This window comes from Bacillus taeanensis (genome assembly GCF_003318295.1).
In the GTDB taxonomy this organism is placed as follows: Bacteria; Bacillota; Bacilli; order Bacillales; family UBA6769; genus Maribacillus; species Maribacillus taeanensis.
Window position 1 is genome coordinate 79,094 of record NZ_QOCW01000001.1, and the last position, 17,818, is coordinate 96,911.

At 37.9% G+C, this 17,818-nt stretch carries 19 protein-coding genes and 1 riboswitch; of the genes, 14 read left to right on the forward strand and 5 right to left on the reverse strand.

Translation table 11 applies throughout. The features are described from left to right. Positions 1 to 25 precede the first annotated feature (25 nt). Positions 26 to 126, forward strand: a riboswitch (TPP riboswitch). A 131-nt stretch (positions 127 to 257) separates the two neighbouring features. Beyond that, positions 258 to 1,532 carry an acetylornithine deacetylase gene (locus DS031_RS00395; RefSeq protein WP_113803950.1) on the forward strand — a complete coding sequence of 425 codons (1,275 nt, stop codon included), beginning with the start codon at positions 258 to 260 and terminating at the stop codon, positions 1,530 to 1,532. Between the two features lie 16 nt (positions 1,533 to 1,548). Continuing rightward, on the forward strand, positions 1,549 to 2,220 hold the full coding sequence (tenA, locus tag DS031_RS00400) for a thiaminase II (protein WP_113803951.1): 672 nt from the start codon (positions 1,549 to 1,551) through the stop codon (positions 2,218 to 2,220). 118 nt (positions 2,221 to 2,338) lie between these two features. Here the strand turns inward: tenA and DS031_RS00405 are convergent, their stop codons facing one another. Together DS031_RS00405 and DS031_RS00410 are read right to left on the reverse strand one after the other, a co-directional pair. After that, positions 2,339 to 2,674, reverse strand: coding sequence for a spore coat protein (locus DS031_RS00405; protein WP_113803952.1), 336 nt, complete (start codon positions 2,672 to 2,674; stop codon positions 2,339 to 2,341). A 32-nt stretch (positions 2,675 to 2,706) separates the two neighbouring features. After that, complete coding sequence (locus DS031_RS00410; RefSeq protein ID WP_113803953.1) at positions 2,707 to 2,976, reverse strand: hypothetical protein; 270 nt, start codon at positions 2,974 to 2,976, stop codon at positions 2,707 to 2,709. Between the two features lie 184 nt (positions 2,977 to 3,160). On the opposite strand from DS031_RS00410, the gene DS031_RS00415 reads away from it, so the two are divergent. The 6 genes from DS031_RS00415 to gcvH all read left to right on the forward strand — a co-directional run bounded on the left by DS031_RS00415 (position 3,161) and on the right by gcvH (position 10,723). Next, positions 3,161 to 4,078 carry a proline dehydrogenase family protein gene (locus DS031_RS00415; RefSeq protein WP_113803954.1) on the forward strand — a complete coding sequence of 306 codons (918 nt, stop codon included), beginning with the start codon at positions 3,161 to 3,163 and terminating at the stop codon, positions 4,076 to 4,078. A gap of 135 nt (positions 4,079 to 4,213) precedes the next feature. Next, positions 4,214 to 6,610: a 3-hydroxyacyl-CoA dehydrogenase/enoyl-CoA hydratase family protein gene (locus tag DS031_RS00420; protein WP_113803955.1), complete on the forward strand. Its 2,397-nt coding sequence runs from the start codon at positions 4,214 to 4,216 to the stop codon at positions 6,608 to 6,610. Positions 6,611 to 6,631: 21 nt separating this feature from the next. Then, positions 6,632 to 7,807 carry an acetyl-CoA C-acetyltransferase gene (locus DS031_RS00425; protein ID WP_113803956.1) on the forward strand — a complete coding sequence of 392 codons (1,176 nt, stop codon included), beginning with the start codon at positions 6,632 to 6,634 and terminating at the stop codon, positions 7,805 to 7,807. A 14-nt stretch (positions 7,808 to 7,821) separates the two neighbouring features. Further along, complete coding sequence (locus DS031_RS00430) at positions 7,822 to 9,606, forward strand: acyl-CoA dehydrogenase family protein (protein WP_245947134.1); 1,785 nt, start codon at positions 7,822 to 7,824, stop codon at positions 9,604 to 9,606. 124 nt (positions 9,607 to 9,730) lie between these two features. Then, complete coding sequence (locus tag DS031_RS00435) at positions 9,731 to 10,087, forward strand: arsenate reductase family protein (protein WP_113803957.1); 357 nt, start codon at positions 9,731 to 9,733, stop codon at positions 10,085 to 10,087. A gap of 249 nt (positions 10,088 to 10,336) precedes the next feature. Next, complete coding sequence (gene gcvH, locus DS031_RS00440) at positions 10,337 to 10,723, forward strand: glycine cleavage system protein GcvH (RefSeq protein WP_113803958.1); 387 nt, start codon at positions 10,337 to 10,339, stop codon at positions 10,721 to 10,723. Between the two features lie 395 nt (positions 10,724 to 11,118). Here the strand turns inward: gcvH and DS031_RS00445 are convergent, their stop codons facing one another. Both DS031_RS00445 and tnpA read right to left on the reverse strand, forming a co-directional pair. After that, positions 11,119 to 12,603, reverse strand: a complete 1,485-nt coding sequence (locus DS031_RS00445; protein ID WP_113803959.1) for a hypothetical protein — start codon at positions 12,601 to 12,603, stop codon at positions 11,119 to 11,121. A gap of 16 nt (positions 12,604 to 12,619) precedes the next feature. Continuing rightward, positions 12,620 to 13,018 carry an IS200/IS605 family transposase gene (gene tnpA / locus DS031_RS00450; RefSeq protein WP_113803960.1) on the reverse strand — a complete coding sequence of 133 codons (399 nt, stop codon included), beginning with the start codon at positions 13,016 to 13,018 and terminating at the stop codon, positions 12,620 to 12,622. Between the two features lie 296 nt (positions 13,019 to 13,314). On the opposite strand from tnpA, the gene DS031_RS00455 reads away from it, so the two are divergent. The 5 genes from DS031_RS00455 to DS031_RS00475 all read left to right on the forward strand — a co-directional run bounded on the left by DS031_RS00455 (position 13,315) and on the right by DS031_RS00475 (position 16,856). Beyond that, positions 13,315 to 13,653: a toprim domain-containing protein gene (locus DS031_RS00455; RefSeq protein WP_113803961.1), complete on the forward strand. Its 339-nt coding sequence runs from the start codon at positions 13,315 to 13,317 to the stop codon at positions 13,651 to 13,653. Between the two features lie 38 nt (positions 13,654 to 13,691). Beyond that, entirely contained in the window at positions 13,692 to 14,018 is a 327-nt protein-coding gene (locus tag DS031_RS00460) for a thioredoxin family protein (RefSeq protein ID WP_113803962.1), read from the forward strand. Positions 14,019 to 14,401: 383 nt separating this feature from the next. Continuing rightward, positions 14,402 to 15,157, forward strand: coding sequence for an RNA polymerase sigma-I factor (gene sigI / locus DS031_RS00465; protein ID WP_113803963.1), 756 nt, complete (start codon positions 14,402 to 14,404; stop codon positions 15,155 to 15,157). Between the two features lie 28 nt (positions 15,158 to 15,185). Continuing rightward, entirely contained in the window at positions 15,186 to 16,340 is a 1,155-nt protein-coding gene (locus tag DS031_RS00470) for an anti-sigma factor domain-containing protein (RefSeq protein ID WP_181832944.1), read from the forward strand. Positions 16,341 to 16,490: 150 nt separating this feature from the next. Beyond that, positions 16,491 to 16,856 (forward strand): SCP2 sterol-binding domain-containing protein, encoded by a 366-nt coding sequence (locus tag DS031_RS00475; protein ID WP_113803965.1) that lies wholly within the window; start codon positions 16,491 to 16,493, stop codon positions 16,854 to 16,856. Here DS031_RS00475 and DS031_RS00480 read toward each other — a convergent pair. Next, the gene (locus DS031_RS00480; protein ID WP_113803966.1) at positions 16,839 to 17,255 is read right to left on the reverse strand and encodes a TlpA family protein disulfide reductase; all 417 of its coding nucleotides are present in this window, start codon (positions 17,253 to 17,255) and stop codon (positions 16,839 to 16,841) included. The genes DS031_RS00475 and DS031_RS00480 overlap by 18 nt on opposite strands. Before the next feature lie 238 nt (positions 17,256 to 17,493). On the opposite strand from DS031_RS00480, the gene DS031_RS00485 reads away from it, so the two are divergent. Beyond that, a complete protein-coding gene (locus tag DS031_RS00485; protein ID WP_113803967.1) occupies positions 17,494 to 17,754 on the forward strand; it encodes a GlsB/YeaQ/YmgE family stress response membrane protein in 261 nt (86 codons plus the stop codon). Positions 17,755 to 17,818 lie beyond the last annotated feature (64 nt).

The window sequence follows — 17,818 nt, forward strand, 5'->3', positions numbered from 1 at the left end:
AAAGGTGGATAATAATTTCATAAATTTTTACCACTAGGGGTGCTTTTAAGCTGAGAGAGGTGAGCTGCCTTAACCCTTTGACCTGATCTAGGTAAAGCTAGCGTAGGAAAGTGGAAGTTGGCCCCGATAACTATTTAACGATAGCCGCTTCTACTTATAGTAGAAGCGTTTTTTATTATAGTTAGATACACAATAAAATTCAATATAAAAACATGGGGTCCACGAACTAATTTGAAGTTGGCTAGAGGGGGATTTATGTGAACGAACAACTGCATCATGTTATTAAAAGTATTGATGAAAGACAGGAAGAGCTGCTTAACCTGTTAAAGACGTTAATTCGTTTTGAAACACCAAGTCCGCCGGCACGCAATACAAAAGAAGCACAAGATTTTATTGCCGGCTATTTAAAAGAACTAGATTTCTCCATTGATCAATGGGATGTTTATCCAAATGATCCGAATGTTGTTGGTGTATTAAAAGGCAGCAGCTCAGAACAATATAAAAGTTTAATTATTAATGGTCACATTGATGTTGCAGAAGTTGATAACCATTCGAACTGGGAGAAAAGTCCATTTGATCCGTTTATTCGGGATGGACGTATGTACGGACGAGGTACAGCGGATATGAAAGGCGGGTTAGCCGGAGCGTTATTTGCAGTTAAACTATTAAAAGAAGCCGGCTTAACACTTCCGGGAGATCTTACGTTTCAATCTGTTATTGGCGAGGAAGTGGGGGAAGCGGGGACACTTCAGTGCTGTGAAAGAGGCTATACAGCCGATTATGCTGTTGTTGTCGATACGAGTGAATTACATATTCAAGGCCAAGGCGGCGTAATTACAGGTTGGATTACAATTAAAAGTCCGCAAACCTATCATGATGCCACACGAAGAAAAATGATTCATGCGGGCGGAGGTTTGCACGGGGCAAGCGCGATTGAAAAGATGACAAAAATGATTCAAGGACTGCAGGAGCTTGAACGGCATTGGGCTGTGACAAAATCATATCCAGGTTTTCCGGCGGGAATGAATACAATCAATCCAGCAGTTATAGAGGGAGGGCGTCATGCTGCATTTATAGCAGATGAATGCCGTCTATGGGTAACCGTTCATTTTTATCCAAATGAAAATCATGATGAGGTTGCCAAAGAAGTGGAAGACCATCTTTTGCAGCTTGCAAAAGCAGATCCGTGGCTTCGCGAGCATCCGCCAACATTTAAATGGGGCGGTACCTCAATGATTGAAGAACGCGGTGAAATTTTCCCATCACTTGACATTGATCCAGACCATTCTGGAACAAAAGCGTTAGCAGCGGCTCATGAAAATGTGCTGAGCGAATCTCCTAAAATTGGCATGTCGCCGACTGTCACAGATGGCGGTTGGCTTGGTGATGCAGGAATTCCAACTGTTATTTATGGACCTGGTGATTTAGAAAATGCTCATGCGGTCAATGAAAGTGTCTCAATTAAAGAACTAATTCAATTTACAAAAGTACTGACATCGTTTATTTACAACTGGTGTCATACAGAAAAATAGTAGAGGAGAATGAACAATGAGATTTACAGAACGTCTTCATAAAAAAGTGATGCCCATTTGGAAAAAAAGTCATGATCATCCGTTTGTTCAAGGAATTGGACATGGAACCCTTGATCAAGATAAGTTTCGCTTTTACATGATTCAAGATTATTTGTTTTTAATCGATTATGCAAAGCTGTTTGGGATTGGTGCCATTAAAGCAAATGATTTAAAAACAATGGGGCAGTTTGCTAAGCTTTTAGACGCGACATTAAATGAAGAAATGGCTCTGCACCGTGAATATGCAAAGAAGTTTGGAATTTTAGAAGCAGAACTTGAAAATGCACAAGCTTCGCCAATTACGCTTGCTTATTCTCATTATATGCTTCATGTTGGTCAAAACGGTTCATTGGCAGAACTTGTCGCAAGCCTTTTACCATGTATGTGGAGCTATTCGGAAATTGGAAAAGAACTTAGTAAACTAAACGGCGCCCTTTCACATGAGTTTTACGGGGAGTGGGTGCAAATGTATTCTTCTGAAGAATTTGGCGAACTTGCGGCTTGGTTAATTGGATTATTAGATGAACTTGCAGAAGGGAAATTAGAAGCAGAGCTTTCTCGTCTTGAAGAAATATTTGTAAACACGAGCCGCTATGAGTATATGTTTTGGGATATGTCGTACCATCAATCAATGTGGCCGACAGAATAAATGAAAGAACTAAATAAAGAGAATCAACACAGAAACGCCAACCGATAAAGAGTTGGCGTTTTTTTGTAATGTTCTTTTTGTCTATCTTAACGTAAGTGCTAACTAGTGGCGTTTTTTGTTATTGTTTCATATTTGTATTGTATGGGAATTGGTTTGTATAACCGGAAAACTGCTGATAAGATTGCTGTAATTTTTGATCTTGTGCTGCATCAAGACTGTACCAACCTTTTTGGAACATTAAATTGTATAAATGACGTTGACAATCTTGTGTTTCGTTAAAAACAGCTGATAAATCCCGATAAAGCTGTTCATGACTTGCTTCATTTAATGCTGTGCTGTAAGAAGCAGTTAAATACTTTTCAGTGGCAAGCATATCATTGATCAAATCACGATCATTCATCTGCGGTGTTTTTGGGATCATTGTTTCTTGATTCTGAATTTTACTTTGGTTCATTAAAATACCTCCCTCGTAAATAGTTGTAGAACTTATTGTTGAAGTTGTTTATTGATGCCTGCAGGCTGAAGATGCGACAAAATTTTTTCATAATGGCGTTGATGCATTTGACCTGCTTGTTCGAGGGCTGTTTTGATTTCTTGATCTTGGCAGTGCATCGCAAAAAAATGTGCTTTCTTCATTGTTAATAAATTCCATGAAAGCATATCGGTAATGTACATTTCATCTTTGGTTGAAACAACATTTGGCGGCTGCGGCATTGTTTGCTGTGCGGACTGTTGATTTATTTGCTGTTGATTCATATTGGAACCTCCTTATATGCTCATGCCTGAAAGTAAACAGGCTTATGGGTAGTTTGATGAAATAGGTCTAAAAACATGCAAATTATTTTCTTTAACTAAAAATTTACGAATGTATCGGTATGAAAATCAACTATTAGATTTGCTAATTGGTAAAAAAATTATTGAACATTGGAGCGTGTTCGCGATGGAACAAATGATGCGAAATGTATTTTTATTTTTAGGGAAAAACAAAGTGTGTACAACATTAGCAAAAAAATACGGACTTCGTTTTGGAGCAGGACGTTTTGTAGCAGGAGCCTCACTTGAAAGTACAGTCAATGTAATTCGAGAACTAAATGAAAAAGGACTTGACGCAACAATTGATCATCTTGGTGAATTTATTACAACGAAACAAGAAACAAAGGAAATGGTTGATCACTGTATTAAAGCTGTTCAAACCATCCGCAGAGAAAATTTAAATTCACAGCTTTCATTGAAATTAACATCCCTTGGATTAGATATTGATCAAGAACTTGCGTTAGAAAACATGCGGAACATTTTACGAGAAGCGCAAAAGCATAATGTTTTTGTAACCATTGATATGGAAGATGAACCGCGCTGTCAAGCAACATTAGACTTATTTAAAGAACTTCGAAAAGACTTTGATTGTGTTGGGACGGTTATTCAGGCTTATTTGTATCGTTCATTAGGGGATATTCACGATTTGAAGGATTACAACCCTAATTTAAGACTTGTAAAAGGGGCTTATAAAGAGCCGAAAGAAGTTGCTTTTCCAAAGAAAGATGATGTTGACAGCTCTTTTAAAAAAATGATCAAAGCCCACTTGTTAAATGGAAATTATACGGCAGTTGCCACCCACGATGACGCCATTATTGACTATACAAAACAACTTATTAAAGAGCATGATATTCCACATGATCAATTTGAATTTCAAATGCTGTATGGAATTTGTGTGGAACGTCAGCTTCAGTTGGCGGAAGAAGGCTATCGAATGCGGGTTTACATCCCCTATGGAAAAGATTGGTATGGTTACTTCATGCGCCGTCTCGCTGAAAGACCTGCTAATGTAACGTTTGTACTAAAAGGAGTATTTGGAAAATGAGGAGATAAACTCCTCATTTTTTTAGTGATTCGGACAGTTAAACAGTAAGGATGCCGCATATTAAATATAGAAGAATGTCTTTCTTTTTTTGTACATAAAATGAATGAGTGCTTATTTATAAAAAGGGGGAGGACGATGGCAGTTCAAATTTATAAAGCAGCCGTGTTAGGTTCAGGAGTTATGGGCTCAGGCATTGCGGCACACTTGGCGAATATAGGAATCCCAGTGCTGCTTTTAGATATGGTTCCAAAGGCATTAACGAATGAAGAAAAGGCAAAAGGATTGACATTAGAAGACAAAATCGTGCGCAATCGAATCGGAAATGAAGCAAAACAAAGGTTATTAAAACAAAAGCCGGCTTCGCTTGCCGTAAAAGAAAACAGCAGTCTTATTGAGATTGGCAACTTTGAAGATGATGTGCAGCGTCTTCATGAGGCGGATTGGATTATTGAAGTTGTGGTCGAAAAACTTGAGATTAAGAAAAAAATTTTTGAGCAGGTTGACCGCTATCGCAGACAAGGAACCATTGTTAGTTCAAATACATCAGGTATTTCAATAAAGAAAATGGCTGAAGATCGATCAGAAGATTTTAAACAGCATTTCCTCGGAACGCATTTTTTTAATCCTCCTCGTTATTTAAAATTGCTTGAACTGATTCCAACAAAGGATACAAAACCTGAAATTGTGACGACCATGCATAAATTTGTAGAAGAGGTACTCGGCAAAGGGGCGGTACTTGCAAAAGATACGCCAAACTTTATTGCCAATCGTATTGGAACATATGGCCTCTTAGCGGCTGTACAGGAAATGATAAAAGGCGGCTATACAATTGGCGAAGTAGATGATATGACGGGTCCATTAATAGGAAGGCCGAAGAGTGCTACATTTCGTACGTTAGATGTTGTGGGTCTCGATACATTTATTCATGTCGCTAATAATGTTTTCGACCAAGTAGATGGAAAAGAAAAAGAGATGTTTAAAGTACCTGAATTTATGAAAAAAATGGCTGAAAAGAGCTGGCTTGGCAGTAAATCAGGGCAGGGATTTTATTTAAAGAAGAAAACCAAAGATGGCAGTGAAATTTTTGAACTTAATATTTCTTCCCTCCAATATGAAAGAAAGAAAAAAATGAAAACGCCCTCAATGGAAGCGGCAAAACGAATGAAATCTACTTCTGAAAAACTAAGAACACTTCTTTACAGCGGGGACCGCGCAGGAACATTTTTATGGGAAATGACAAAGGCAGTTTTATTATTTTCAGCGGAAAAAGCATATGAAATTTCAGACAGCATTTATGCGATCGATCAAGCAATGAAATGGGGATTCGGTTGGGAGCTTGGACCGTTTGAAATCTGGGATGCTGTGGGTGTTGAAAAAGCTGTAAGAAAAATGAAAGAAGCAGGAGAAGAAGTGCCGGAATGGATTGAAGAAATGCTTGCGGCGGGCTTTTTTTCTTTTTATTCAGAAGCTGAAGGGGAACGATCGTATTATCACCATGGTAAGTATGTGCCAATTGCGGAAAACAAAAAGGTAATTCGTCTTTCTACCTTAAAAAAACAAACGCCTGTTTTAAAGAAAAACAGCGGTGCAAGTCTTGTTGATCTTGAAGATGGGGTGCTTTGTTTAGAATTTCACTCAAAAAGTAATGCGATTGGCATCGATATTTTACAGATGATTAATGCGGCGATTGATGAAATAGAACAAGGCTATGCAGGGCTTGTAATCGGCAATCAGGGAAAAAATTTTTGTGTTGGAGCGAACCTTGCTTTGATGCTTATGGAAGCACAAGATGACAACTATTTTGAAATTGATTTTATGATTAAAATGTTTCAAAGAACAATGTCACGCATTCGTTATGCGAAAAAACCTGTTGTTGCCGCGCCGTTTGGTATGACATTAGGCGGCGGAACAGAAGTTTGTCTTCCGGCAGTAGGCATGCAGGCATCTTTTGAAACGTATATTGGTTTAGTAGAAGTAGGCGTTGGACTCATTCCGGGCGGTGGGGGAAATAAAGAGCTTTATATGAGAATGAGTGAAGGGCTTCCGCATGGAATAAACCTTGATTTACAAAGGATTGCGAATAAAACGTTTGAACAAATTGCGATGGCGAAAGTTTCATCCTCCGCTCAAGAAGCAAGAAAAAATGGATTTTTAAGAGAAAGTGACGGCATTACGATAAATAATGACAGCCTTTTATATGATGCAAAACAAAAAGTGCTTCAGCTTTATAATCAAAACTTTCAGCCGCGGCAGTCGAAGAAAATTCAAGTTGTCGGCGAAAGTGGTTATGCAGCCATGCTGATGGGAGCCCAATCGATGAAATACGGCGGATATATTAGTGATCATGATATGAAGATTGCTAAAAAGCTAGCTTACGTAATTGCGGGCGGTAAAGTGGCATACGGTACATTTGTAGAGGAACAATACTTACTTGATCTTGAACGGGAAGCCTTTTTAAGTCTGATTGGTGAACCGAAAACGCAAGAGCGGATGCAGTATATGCTTGTAAATGGAAAACCGCTTCGAAATTAACGAAGAGAGGTGAAGGAAACGTTGAGAGAAGCAGTGATAGTTTCAGGTGCAAGAACACCGGTTGGGAAAGCAAATAAAGGAACACTTGCCAACACGAGACCTGATGACCTTGGCGCGGTTGCTGTAAAAGAAACATTAAAGCGCGCAGGAGAATATGACGGAGAAATTGATGATCTTATTATCGGCTGTGCTGCTCCCGAAGCTGAGCAGGGACTGAATATGGCACGTAATATCGGTGTTCTGGCGGGTCTTCCTCACACTGTGCCTGCGATTACAATTAACCGCTACTGTTCATCAGGTTTACAAAGCATTGCCTATGCGGCTGAACGAATTATGCTCGGGCAGGCAAAAACCGTTTTAGCTGGCGGTGCAGAATCGATGAGCTTACTGCCAATGGGTGGTCATGTGATGCGGTTGAATGCTCAAATTGTTGAAAATACGCCGGAATATTATATGGGAATGGGCTATACAGCCGAAGAAGTTGCCAGAAGATTTGGGCTGAGTCGTGAAGAGCAAGATGCATATGCAGTCGAAAGTCATAAACGCGCAGCAAAAGCGGTGAAGGAAGGGAAGTTTACAGAGGAAATTGTCCCGGTTGAAGTCAAGAAACGGTATATAAATGAAAAAAATCACTTTCAGGAAGAAGTGATTTCTTTCTCAGAAGATGAAGGAATAAGAGAAAATACCTCATTAGAAATACTCGCAAACCTACGTCCGGCCTTTTCAACTAACGGAAGTGTGACAGCGGGAAATGCTTCCCAAATGAGTGATGGAGCAGCTGCTGTACTCGTTATGGACCATGAAAAAGCAAAAGCGGAAGGATTAACTCCACTTGCGAAATTCCGATCATTCGCGGTTGCAGGTGTTCCGCCAGAAATAATGGGGATTGGTCCTGTTGAAGCTGTCCCAAAAGCCCTTCAATTAGCAGGTCTTTCTCTAAGCGATATTGGTGTAATTGAATTAAATGAAGCGTTTGCCTCGCAGTGCTTGCAGGTAATTCGAGAACTTAACCTTGATCGTAATAAAGTAAATGTAAACGGAGGTGCGATTGCGCTTGGTCATCCGCTTGGCTGTACAGGAACAAAGCTAACAATAACACTTCTACATGAGATGAAGCGGCGAGGCGAGCAGTTTGGCTTAGTAACGATGTGTATTGGCGGCGGTATGGGAGCGGCGGGAGTTTTCGAACTTTTGTAAAGGGGGAAGCGTGTGTGTCATATCAAACAGATGAGCCGTTAAAAGGCGGCAGTTTTTTAGTAGAAGATATAAAATCAGAACGTATCTATACCCCAGAAGATTTTACAGAAGAACATAGGATGATTGGAAAAACAACAGAAGACTTTATTATAAGAGAAGTTGTCCCTGTTTTAGATCAAATTGAAGAACACCAATTTCATCTTTCAAGAAATTTGTTAACAAAAGCAGGGGAATTGGGCTTGTTAGGTGCAGATGTTCCCGAGGCTTATGGTGGACTTGGTCTAGATAAAATCAGCTCGTCATTAATTACTGAAAAATTTTCAAGAGCGCGCTCTTTTTCGCTTAGTTTTGGTGCTCATGTTGGAATTGGCTCACTGCCAATTGTGTTTTTTGGTACAGAAGCACAAAAACAAACATACTTACCTGCACTTGCTTCAGGGGAAAAAATTGCAGCCTATGCGTTAACAGAACCAGGTTCAGGCTCGGATGCGCTTGGTGCGAAAACAACGGCAGTATTAAATAAAGAAGGAACCCATTATGTTTTAAATGGTGAAAAACAGTGGATTACAAATTCAGCGTTTGCTGATATTTTTATCGTTTATGCAAAAGTAGCTGGCGAGCATTTTAGTGCATTTATTGTAGAACGCGATTTTGAAGGCGTTTCAACAGGACCAGAGGAAAAGAAAATGGGCATTAAAGGTTCATCAACTCGCACGCTTATTTTAGATGAAGTAAACGTTCCGAAAGAAAATGTATTAGGTGAAGTTGGCAGAGGACATGTTATTGCCTTCAATATTTTAAATGTTGGCCGCTATAAACTAGCGATTGGAACAGTTGGTGCAGCAAAGCGCGCCATTGAACTTTCGTCAGTTTACGCAAATGAGCGCAAGCAGTTTAATACACCAATTGCGAAATTTCCGCTTATTGGCGAGAAGCTTGCTGAGATGGCGGTTCAAACTTATGCCGCTGAAAGCTCTGTATATCGAACAGTAGGCTTATTTGAAGAAAGACTCGGCAACCTTTCAGAAGAAAAGCAAAACGATGGAAAAGAAATTGCTAAAGCGATTGCTGAATATGCGGTGGAATGTTCATTAAATAAATTTTTTGCAACGGAAATACTTGATTATGTGGTCGATGAAGCTGTGCAAATTCATGGTGGTTATGGATTTATGGCAGAATATGAAGTAGAAAATATGTATCGTGATTCACGAATTAATCGTATTTTTGAAGGAACTAATGAAATTAATCGTCTTCTCGTACCGGGAACACTGCTTAAAAAAGCGATGAAAGGAGAACTTCCGCTTATTGAAAAAGCAGAAAAGCTGCAGGAGGAACTGGTGATGCTTATGCCGGAAGAAGTGGAAGATAGGCCGCTTGCTCAGGAAAAATATCTTGTCAAAATGGCCAAAAAGATTTTTCTATTAATCGCAGGATCAGCGGTTCAAAAATACGGAAAGAATCTTGAGAAAGAACAAGAAATTCTTGTGAACATTGCTGATATTGTCAGCGAAATTTATGCAATGGAATCAGCGGTTTTAAGAAGTGAGAAAGCCATTGCAAAAACAGGAATTGAAAAAAATAAACAAAAAATTCTTTTAACAGAAGTATGTTGCCAAGAAGCTTTTAACCGTATTGAAGCACATGCAAAAGAGTCGATTCTAACAATCGAACAAGGAGATATGCTCCGAATTGTTTTATCTGCCCTTCGAAAGTTAACTAGACATACTCCGATTAATGTTATTGAAAAAAAACGGAAAATTGCCAACAAAATTTTTGAAGCTGAACGATATATATGTTAAAAAAGATATCTGTAAAGGAGCCGATTCTAGAAGTTGGCTCCCTTTCTTATAGTTAAGTTCCTTATCATAAACAAGTTTGTAAGCTATAATAAGGGGGTAGACTGTTCAGAAAGGAAGTGAGCTGATGGGACTAACGTTTTATTGGTATCCAAAATGCGGAACATGCCGCAAAGCAAAAAAATGGCTTGAAGAACATCACATTGCATTTGAACCTGTACATATTGTTGAAAACCCGCCTTCAAAAGAAGCGTTAAAAGATTTTTATGAAAAAAGCGGGTTAGAATTAAAAAAGTTTTTTAATACAAGCGGACAAAAGTATCGCGAGTTAGGGTTAAAAGACAAGCTTAAAACAGCTTCTGAAGAGGAAATGTTGGACCTGCTTGCATCTGATGGTATGCTGATTAAGCGGCCGATTGTCACAGATAGTGAAAAGATCACAGTTGGCTTTAAAGAAGAAACCTTTGACAGCACATGGAAATAAGAAAAGCGCAAGCGCCTTGTTCACCCCTGACAAGCAAATGTTCTTACGACGAAAAGGTGTTTTTTACCTTTACGTCGTAAGGTTATTTGACTCGAAGGGATAGGCGCTGAAGCTGGACACCTAATTTTATGCTTTCTTATCTTTTGAGAAATGCTGTTGCTGAACTATAATTCATATAATATTATATGAATTATAAAATACTGATTTTGGGAACAAAGCATTCAACAACAAAAACTTGGAGGGATTAACATGAACATACCAAAAGAATTACGTTATTCAGACGAGCACGAATGGGTAAAAGTTGAAGGAGACAAAGTCCGCATTGGCATTACAGACTTTGCGCAATCTGAGCTAGGAGACATCGTATTTGTTGAACTTCCAGAAGTAGGAGATGAGATAGAAGCAGATGAGCCGTTTGGAAGTGTTGAATCTGTTAAAACGGTATCAGAGCTCTATGCACCAATCAATGGAAAAGTTGTTGAAATTAACGAAGATCTTGATGACAGCCCAGAGTTTGTAAATGAATCACCATATGAAAAAGCATGGATGATTGTGATAGAACCAAGTGATGTTTCTGAGATTGAAAAGCTTATGACAGCTGAACAATATGAAGAAATGATTAACCAAGAAGACTAATTCATACATATTGCCTTATCTAATATGATGAATAAATTGTAAACGCCTGAAGGGTCATTATAACCTTCAGGCGTTTTTAGATACCTTAACTTCAACTAATACGAACCTATTTTAATATCAAACTTTTATTTAATAAAAGTTTCTGACAACTCCCACAGCTAAAGCAGTGGGGTTCTAGGATACAGTGAATACTTAGTATCTGGCACACTTCTCAATGGTACCCTTATCTTTCCTTATCGGAAGAGTTTCTACCAAAGTACTGGTGTGCTTTCTCCTAGAACATTAACGGACGTATTGCGTGCAGCAAGACACTTCTCCAAGCAAGCCCTTAAGGACTCCTTGTGTGTTTATCGTTCCGCTTTCTCTTGGGCGTTGTCACGACCAAGCATTTCGTTTTATGCGACAAACCAGCGCAATGTTTTACCTGCTGATTGTTTTAGCCTTGCAATCTCACGGTGATGCAGTTCAACAAAACGATCCCATTGTGCACTGCATAAATCCACATCAACGGAATTGAGCGTTTCATTTGTGTTTTCGATCAAAAAGGCACTATATAAATCTCGTTGAATCCGAAACATGCCAACATCATTCCAACGTTCCGACAGCTGTTTCTTCGTGTATTCACCTGTTATATGATTGAACTGACTTGCTTTTGCAGCGTAGGTATCTATTTTCTTAACAACTCTTCCTTGATAGCCAAGTTTTCGGTCAATGATGGTTAGGAGCATCGCTGGGGCATGGTTAGCGAGTGATTGACCGAACCTTTTCTTGCAGTTCATCTTTCCATTCTTCTTGTTTCGAGTTGTTTTCTTACTGCGTTTTTGAAGGGATTGAAACCTCATTGTTTCAACTCTTATATCAGAACCCATAGATAGAATATCATTCGCTAATTTTTCGTGTGACATCTTTCGTTTAACCCGAATCTTTCGATAGAGTTCCTTACGTTTTTGACGCAGCTTTTCGTATCGGTTGGAGTAGTTCCAAGTCAATCGACCCTTTTTAATCCTTCCATTTTCGTCGAAATGATGAGGGTGCGTTGTCCGTTTTGATCGATCCATTTTTCGTTGGATCCGCTTTAGTTCCTTTCCATCCATGCTGCATCCTGGCGCAAGCTCCCGAAGTTCTACTGCCTTTTCACTACTAATGGCAATTGTGGATGGACCGATATCAAGCCCGACACGTTTTGTTTCATCATCCGCTATTTTACGGTTGTGTTTTGTTGGGGGATATCCTTCTTGAATGAGCTGAACAAAGTAGCGAACCTTCCCGCGAACGTCACGCTTTAAGAGGCGTACATACTTTGTTCGATCCATTAAAGCTAAATGGGCATAGGCATCATTGGCTTTTGGGGCAATTGGCATACATATCCAGCTCTTAGGTTTAGGATTTTTCTTTGTTGGCTGATTGCCCCAAAGAATGCAGCCATCTTGATATCTCAAACCAGTGGTATTTGATTTATTTTCTACTGAAATATCATCTTTCCAAGATTTAAAATGAACGTTCTTCGCTTTTCCATAGTGTAGTTTTTCAACGGCTTGAAACGCTCTCGTAGCCAATTTTTGCGCCTCAAAACTACCAATATGTTCTTTAAATTTACGTTGAACAGACTTCACAAAATGGTGCAAACCATATTCAGAAAAGCCATAAGCTAAACGAATCGCTGCTAGTTGTTGATCACGTTCTTTCGACTTCGATTCTCGAAGCCATGCACGATACTGCTTATCCATTTTTACTGCTTTATGTCGTTTTAGAGCTTCACCTAGACAAGAATTATAGACCATTCGAGCAATCTTGAATTTCTTTTCCAAACGATGCTGCTGCCAAACAGGAATGGACAAAGGGAATTCAATGGTATAAGTTGCTTTACTCGTTCTTGCCATCGGCTTCAACTCCTTTCTAATTTCTTTTCTTCTGATTTTCAACATATCGTTTAATCGTTTCACTTGATACATTTCCTGCGGTAGAAACGAAATAGGAACGTGTCCACAAACTCTGCAAATGCGCGAGGTGGGGAAATTCTTCACGCAATTTTCTAGAGGTCACTCCTTTAATTTTTGCCATGATATCCGCAGGACTTAGTGAAGGGAGTGCATTAAGAAATAGATGCGTATGATCCTTATCACATTCAATAGCGATAATTTGTATTTGCAGTTCCTTACACACTGCCTGCACCCACTCTTTAAAACGTTCCTCTACATCAGCACGAAGAAAGATTTTCCTTCTATAACGAGGACAAAAAACAAAATGATAATTTAATAACGAAACGGTTGTATGCGTTCTTCTATATTTATTCATATAGATAATTTTATCAGTATATCCAATAAACTACAACGATCATAAATAAAAAAAGTGAATTTTCAAATACTTGAAGCACCACAAACCTTTGGTTTATCAGTGGTACTTCGTATTTGACCTCACTATCATCCCACGTCTAAAGACGGGCTACGCCCTGCGTGGGCTTTCTCGTTCGGAAAATCTGTAACAAAAACGTTTGATATATTTAGGAAAGTAACATAAACTCTTTATACATCATCTTTTAAAAGGTAGTTAGACACAATGTTTATTACAAGAAACGGCTGAGGAGCGATTGTATGATTTTTGTGAATAAAGTAATCATCGTCGAGGGAAAAACAGACCGTAATCAACTTGAGCGTGTATTAAAAGAACCTGTTGAGATTATTACAACCTACGGAACGATTGGTAGAGAGAAGCTGGATGAACTTGTTGACTCCATTGAAGGTCAGGATGTCTATATTTTAGTAGATGCGGATGAAGCAGGAGAAAAGCTCCGCAAACAATTAATTCGTGAACTTCCAACCGCAACTCATTTGGAAGTGCCTAAGAAATATCGGCAAGTAGCTGAAACTCCTCTTTTTTATTTAGCAAAAATTTTAAGTGACGCTCATTTTGATGTTTATTCTATTGAATAAACTATGCTAAAATAAGCGAATGAAGGAATGAAAAGTGGATGTTACAAGAAGTAAGTGAAGAGAGATTTAAGGAACTTCTTACAGCTGAAGAACCTGTCATTGTCTTTTTTTATACACCCTTATGTGGAACGTGTAAGCTCGCTGGGCGTATGTTAGACGTTGTATTAGAAACACTCCAGCTTCCTTTTCCTGCTGCAGCATGTAATTTAAATATAATGCCAAAAGCAGCTGAAAAATACCAAATTATGAGTGTACCTTGTTTAATGGTTTTTCATCATGGCAAATTAAAGGAGAAGATGTTTCGTTTTCAGTCAGTTGAACATTTATATTCAAGCTTAGGGGTTTATGGGCAAAAAAATAATTGAAACTTATTTATGGCGATTCTCGTATTATTACTAGCGAGAGTCGTCATTTTTAGTAGTTTAATGGATGTTTTAAAAAAAGAGGTTAACTATAAATCTAATTTGGGTAAAAGTACTTAGGACTGCTGGGGATTAAGAGAAATTTCTAACAGTTTCAAGAAATTATGTTAAAAATATCTTGTAATAATACAATCTTATTACAAACATTAAATACGTAGTAAATTTGTCATGAAATTGTATTCTCTACAAAACTAGTTATCATGTTATAACTATAAGAGTAATTCCTTAGAAGCGTTATTTTTAATTTTAAAACAGTAGAAACTCACCTGCAGAACCTCAACCCGGATGTTCAAGCAGTGAACGTATGAAAGAGCGAGGTGTAAATTATGGCATCATTACAATTAAAATCAATCATTATTAATAATAAAAAACAAAAAACTGAAACCCTTGAAGATAAAGTTCTTGAAATACAAAGAGGCAATCAACAGTTAAGAAATGAATTTATTGAAGATTATCAGCCGTTTATAAAAAAGGTTACTTCGAAAGTTTGCAATCGTTATATAGATCAAACGATGGACGAATTTAGTGTCGCATTGTATGCTTTTAATGAGGCGATTGATCAATATCAGTTGGGACAAGGGAGTCGATTTTTAACATTTGCTGATTTAGTTATTCGCCGTAGAGTTATTGATCATATACGCAAAGAAACACGTCAAAATCGCTATGTATATTTGCAAGCAGAAGAGGAAGATGAAGAAGGTAGATTAGAAGAGTCGTATGCAGAACAAAGAGCCGCGCTTAACAGTTATGAAGAACAACAGCAAATTGAGCATCGAATGTATGAAATTGAGGAATACGAAAAAATGCTTTCGAAATTTGGAATATCTTTTAAAGTATTAAGCAAACAATGTCCAAAACATATTGATGCGCGGGAAAATGCAAAACAAATTGCAAAAATGATTGCAGAAAACGCCGAGTTTTCAGCTTATTTATTGCAAAAAAAACAGCTTCCTACAAAAGATTTGTTAACAATGGTTTCCTGCAGTCGTAAAACGATCGAACGAAATCGAAAATATATAATAGCGATTGCGCTAATTCATTTGGGCGATTTTCAGTCCTTAAAGGCGTATATTGAATACTAAATATAAATAGAGGGGGGGAAACTAACTGGTGACAAAACGCGGAATCGTTGTCGAAGTGCAAAAGCATAAGGCTATTATTCTAACAAAAGACGGGTCATTTGAAACGATTTCTATTAAAAAGAAACAGAATCTCTTGATTGGACAAGAAATAGATACAGCGTCTTTTACACCAGCGAAACGAATAAAAACATGGATTATTCCTTCATTATCTGCTGCAGCGGCAGCTTTAGTTGTGCTTCTTTTATTTGTAAGCAGTATCTTTCCATTTCAGCATAATGATGCCGTTGCAGCATATGTTAGCTTTGATATTAATCCAAGCATTGAAGTGGGTGTAAATCAGGAACTGGAAGTTATAACTGTTCGTCATTTAAACGAAGATGGACAAAGTCTGTTTAATGAGGACGAGATAGTAAAGTATATACCACTTGCAGATTTTTCAAAGGATTTAATACAGCGTTTTAAAGATAACGGCTATTTTAATGCTTATGAAAATATGTTAATTGCAACGGCTGTAGAGGCAAACAGCACTCAAAATAATTTAAAAGAGTCATTAGCAGAAGTGTTATCAACTGTAGAAACTGATCCTGTTGTGCTGGCTGATGAAATCCAAGTTACAATGCTTGAAACCGCTCCTGAAAAAAGAGAAACTGCTAATCAGCATGGCGTATCTTTTGGAAAATATGCTTTATATGAAGAAACACTTGATCAAGAAAATGTTTTATCAATTAAAGATATTCAAGATTTATCTTATGATGAGCTCCGTGTTAAAATTTCAAACAATCATCATGTTGTGACAGCGGTCAATGAAGCATCACCTTCAAGTGCAAATGAAAGCAGTGGGAATGAGGAATCTAGCCCCGAAGTTGAGGAAGACCTTGAAAATATTGAAATCCTGAAAGAGAAAGACATTAAAGCGACAGAAGAGTCAGTAAGCGATTCAGCTGGGGAAGACACACTTAAACAAAAAGAAGAAGTGAAGAACAACTCTGATCACTCTGTAAATCATTCTTCAGGAAACAATAAAGTGGAATCTATTTATAAGTCCATTGAAGAAGTAGAAAAGCAAGCAGCACTTAAAGCAAATGACAAGCAAGTTGTCATTGAAAAAGGCGATGATGACAACGATCAAGAAATGGAATATCTTGAGGAAGATGAATCGAATAAAATTGAGAGAAATGAATAGTTAATAAATATATTCCTTAAAAAGCAAAATGTAAACCATAAAATGGAGACATTTTGCTTTTTTTATTTGAAAATAAAAGGAAATGAAGTAATTCTCTAGAATATTAGAGTGATAAATGACAGAAAATTCTAATAAATAAGGGGGGTGAAAATGATTGAGGAAATCGTGCATCAGTTTATTGAAGCTGTAAACATTGCTCCTCACCTTTTACCATTATATGCCCAAAAAGAATTAAATCTTCTATTCAAGTGTGAAGAAAAACAAATAGGATTGGCAATTTTCCAAGGGCAGTTGAAAATAGAAGAGCTTCAATTCTCGGATGCAAATGTTACGATTACTGGCTCTAAAGAAGCGCTTAAACAACTGCTGTTTGGAGAGGACAAGCTGCTGCTCATGAAAAAAAGAAACGACCTCTCTGTGGAAGGTCGTTATCGGGATTTACTTCAGGTCGAAGCTCTTTTTTTACTCACTAAATTTCGAATGCAGCAGCTTAATTCGTCACATCAATTTGCTTAATCCAGTTAAAATATCTAAAAAGGATGCTTTGTCATCAAACGTGTTTACAATTTCATGATACTCATTTAAAAGAATGGTTGTCGGAACGCTTGTACATCCGAATGCATCATATATTTTTGTCCCCTCATCTAGTAAAACAGGAAAATTAAACGAAGCCAGTTTCATTAAATCGATTCCCGCCCGTGAATTTCCCTCTCTGCCGGTCACATTAATCGTTATAAAAGCAAGTTCTTCGGTTGAAAGTGACTGATAAAATTGATTTTTTTGTGGAAGGTCCTGTAAGCAGTCTGGACACCAAGAGACCCAAAAAGTAATCATTATTTTTCTTCCCTTAAAATCAGAAAGAGATACGATTTCATTTGTTTTCGCATGACGCAGTGAAAAATCTGGTACTTTCATTTTCCCTCATCCTTTCATCGTTATTTAGTGTAGCATGATTGAAACTTAATAAAAAAGTTTTGAACTGCTTGGTAAGGGAAAAGATTCGTCTCAGCAAATGAAATATTAATAACATGCATCCGTATGTGCGGGTGCTTTTTGCATTTTGCGACAAAGTGCCTAGGTTTAAGGATGAAAATTAGGGGTAATAAACTTGTAAGCAAAAAGTAAATGAAAATTTAAAAGGAGGAGAGCAAGTATGTTGTCTTTCTTATGGTCACTCATTATCGGCGGGATTATCGGATGGATTGCTGGACTTATTGTAGGTAAGGATATTCCTGGAGGGATTATCGGAAACATTATCGCCGGCTTTATTGGGGCATGGTTAGGCAGTTTAATTCTTGGAAGTTGGGGGCCTACTGTTGCTGACTTTGCAATTATTCCAGCCCTTATCGGCGCGATTTTATTTGTCTTCATTTTAAGTGCGATTATGAAAGCTGTTCGCAAAACGGCTTCATAAGCTTAATAATGAACAAATATTTTTAAAAGAGCAGGAATTTTCCTGTTCTTTTCCTTTGTCTTTG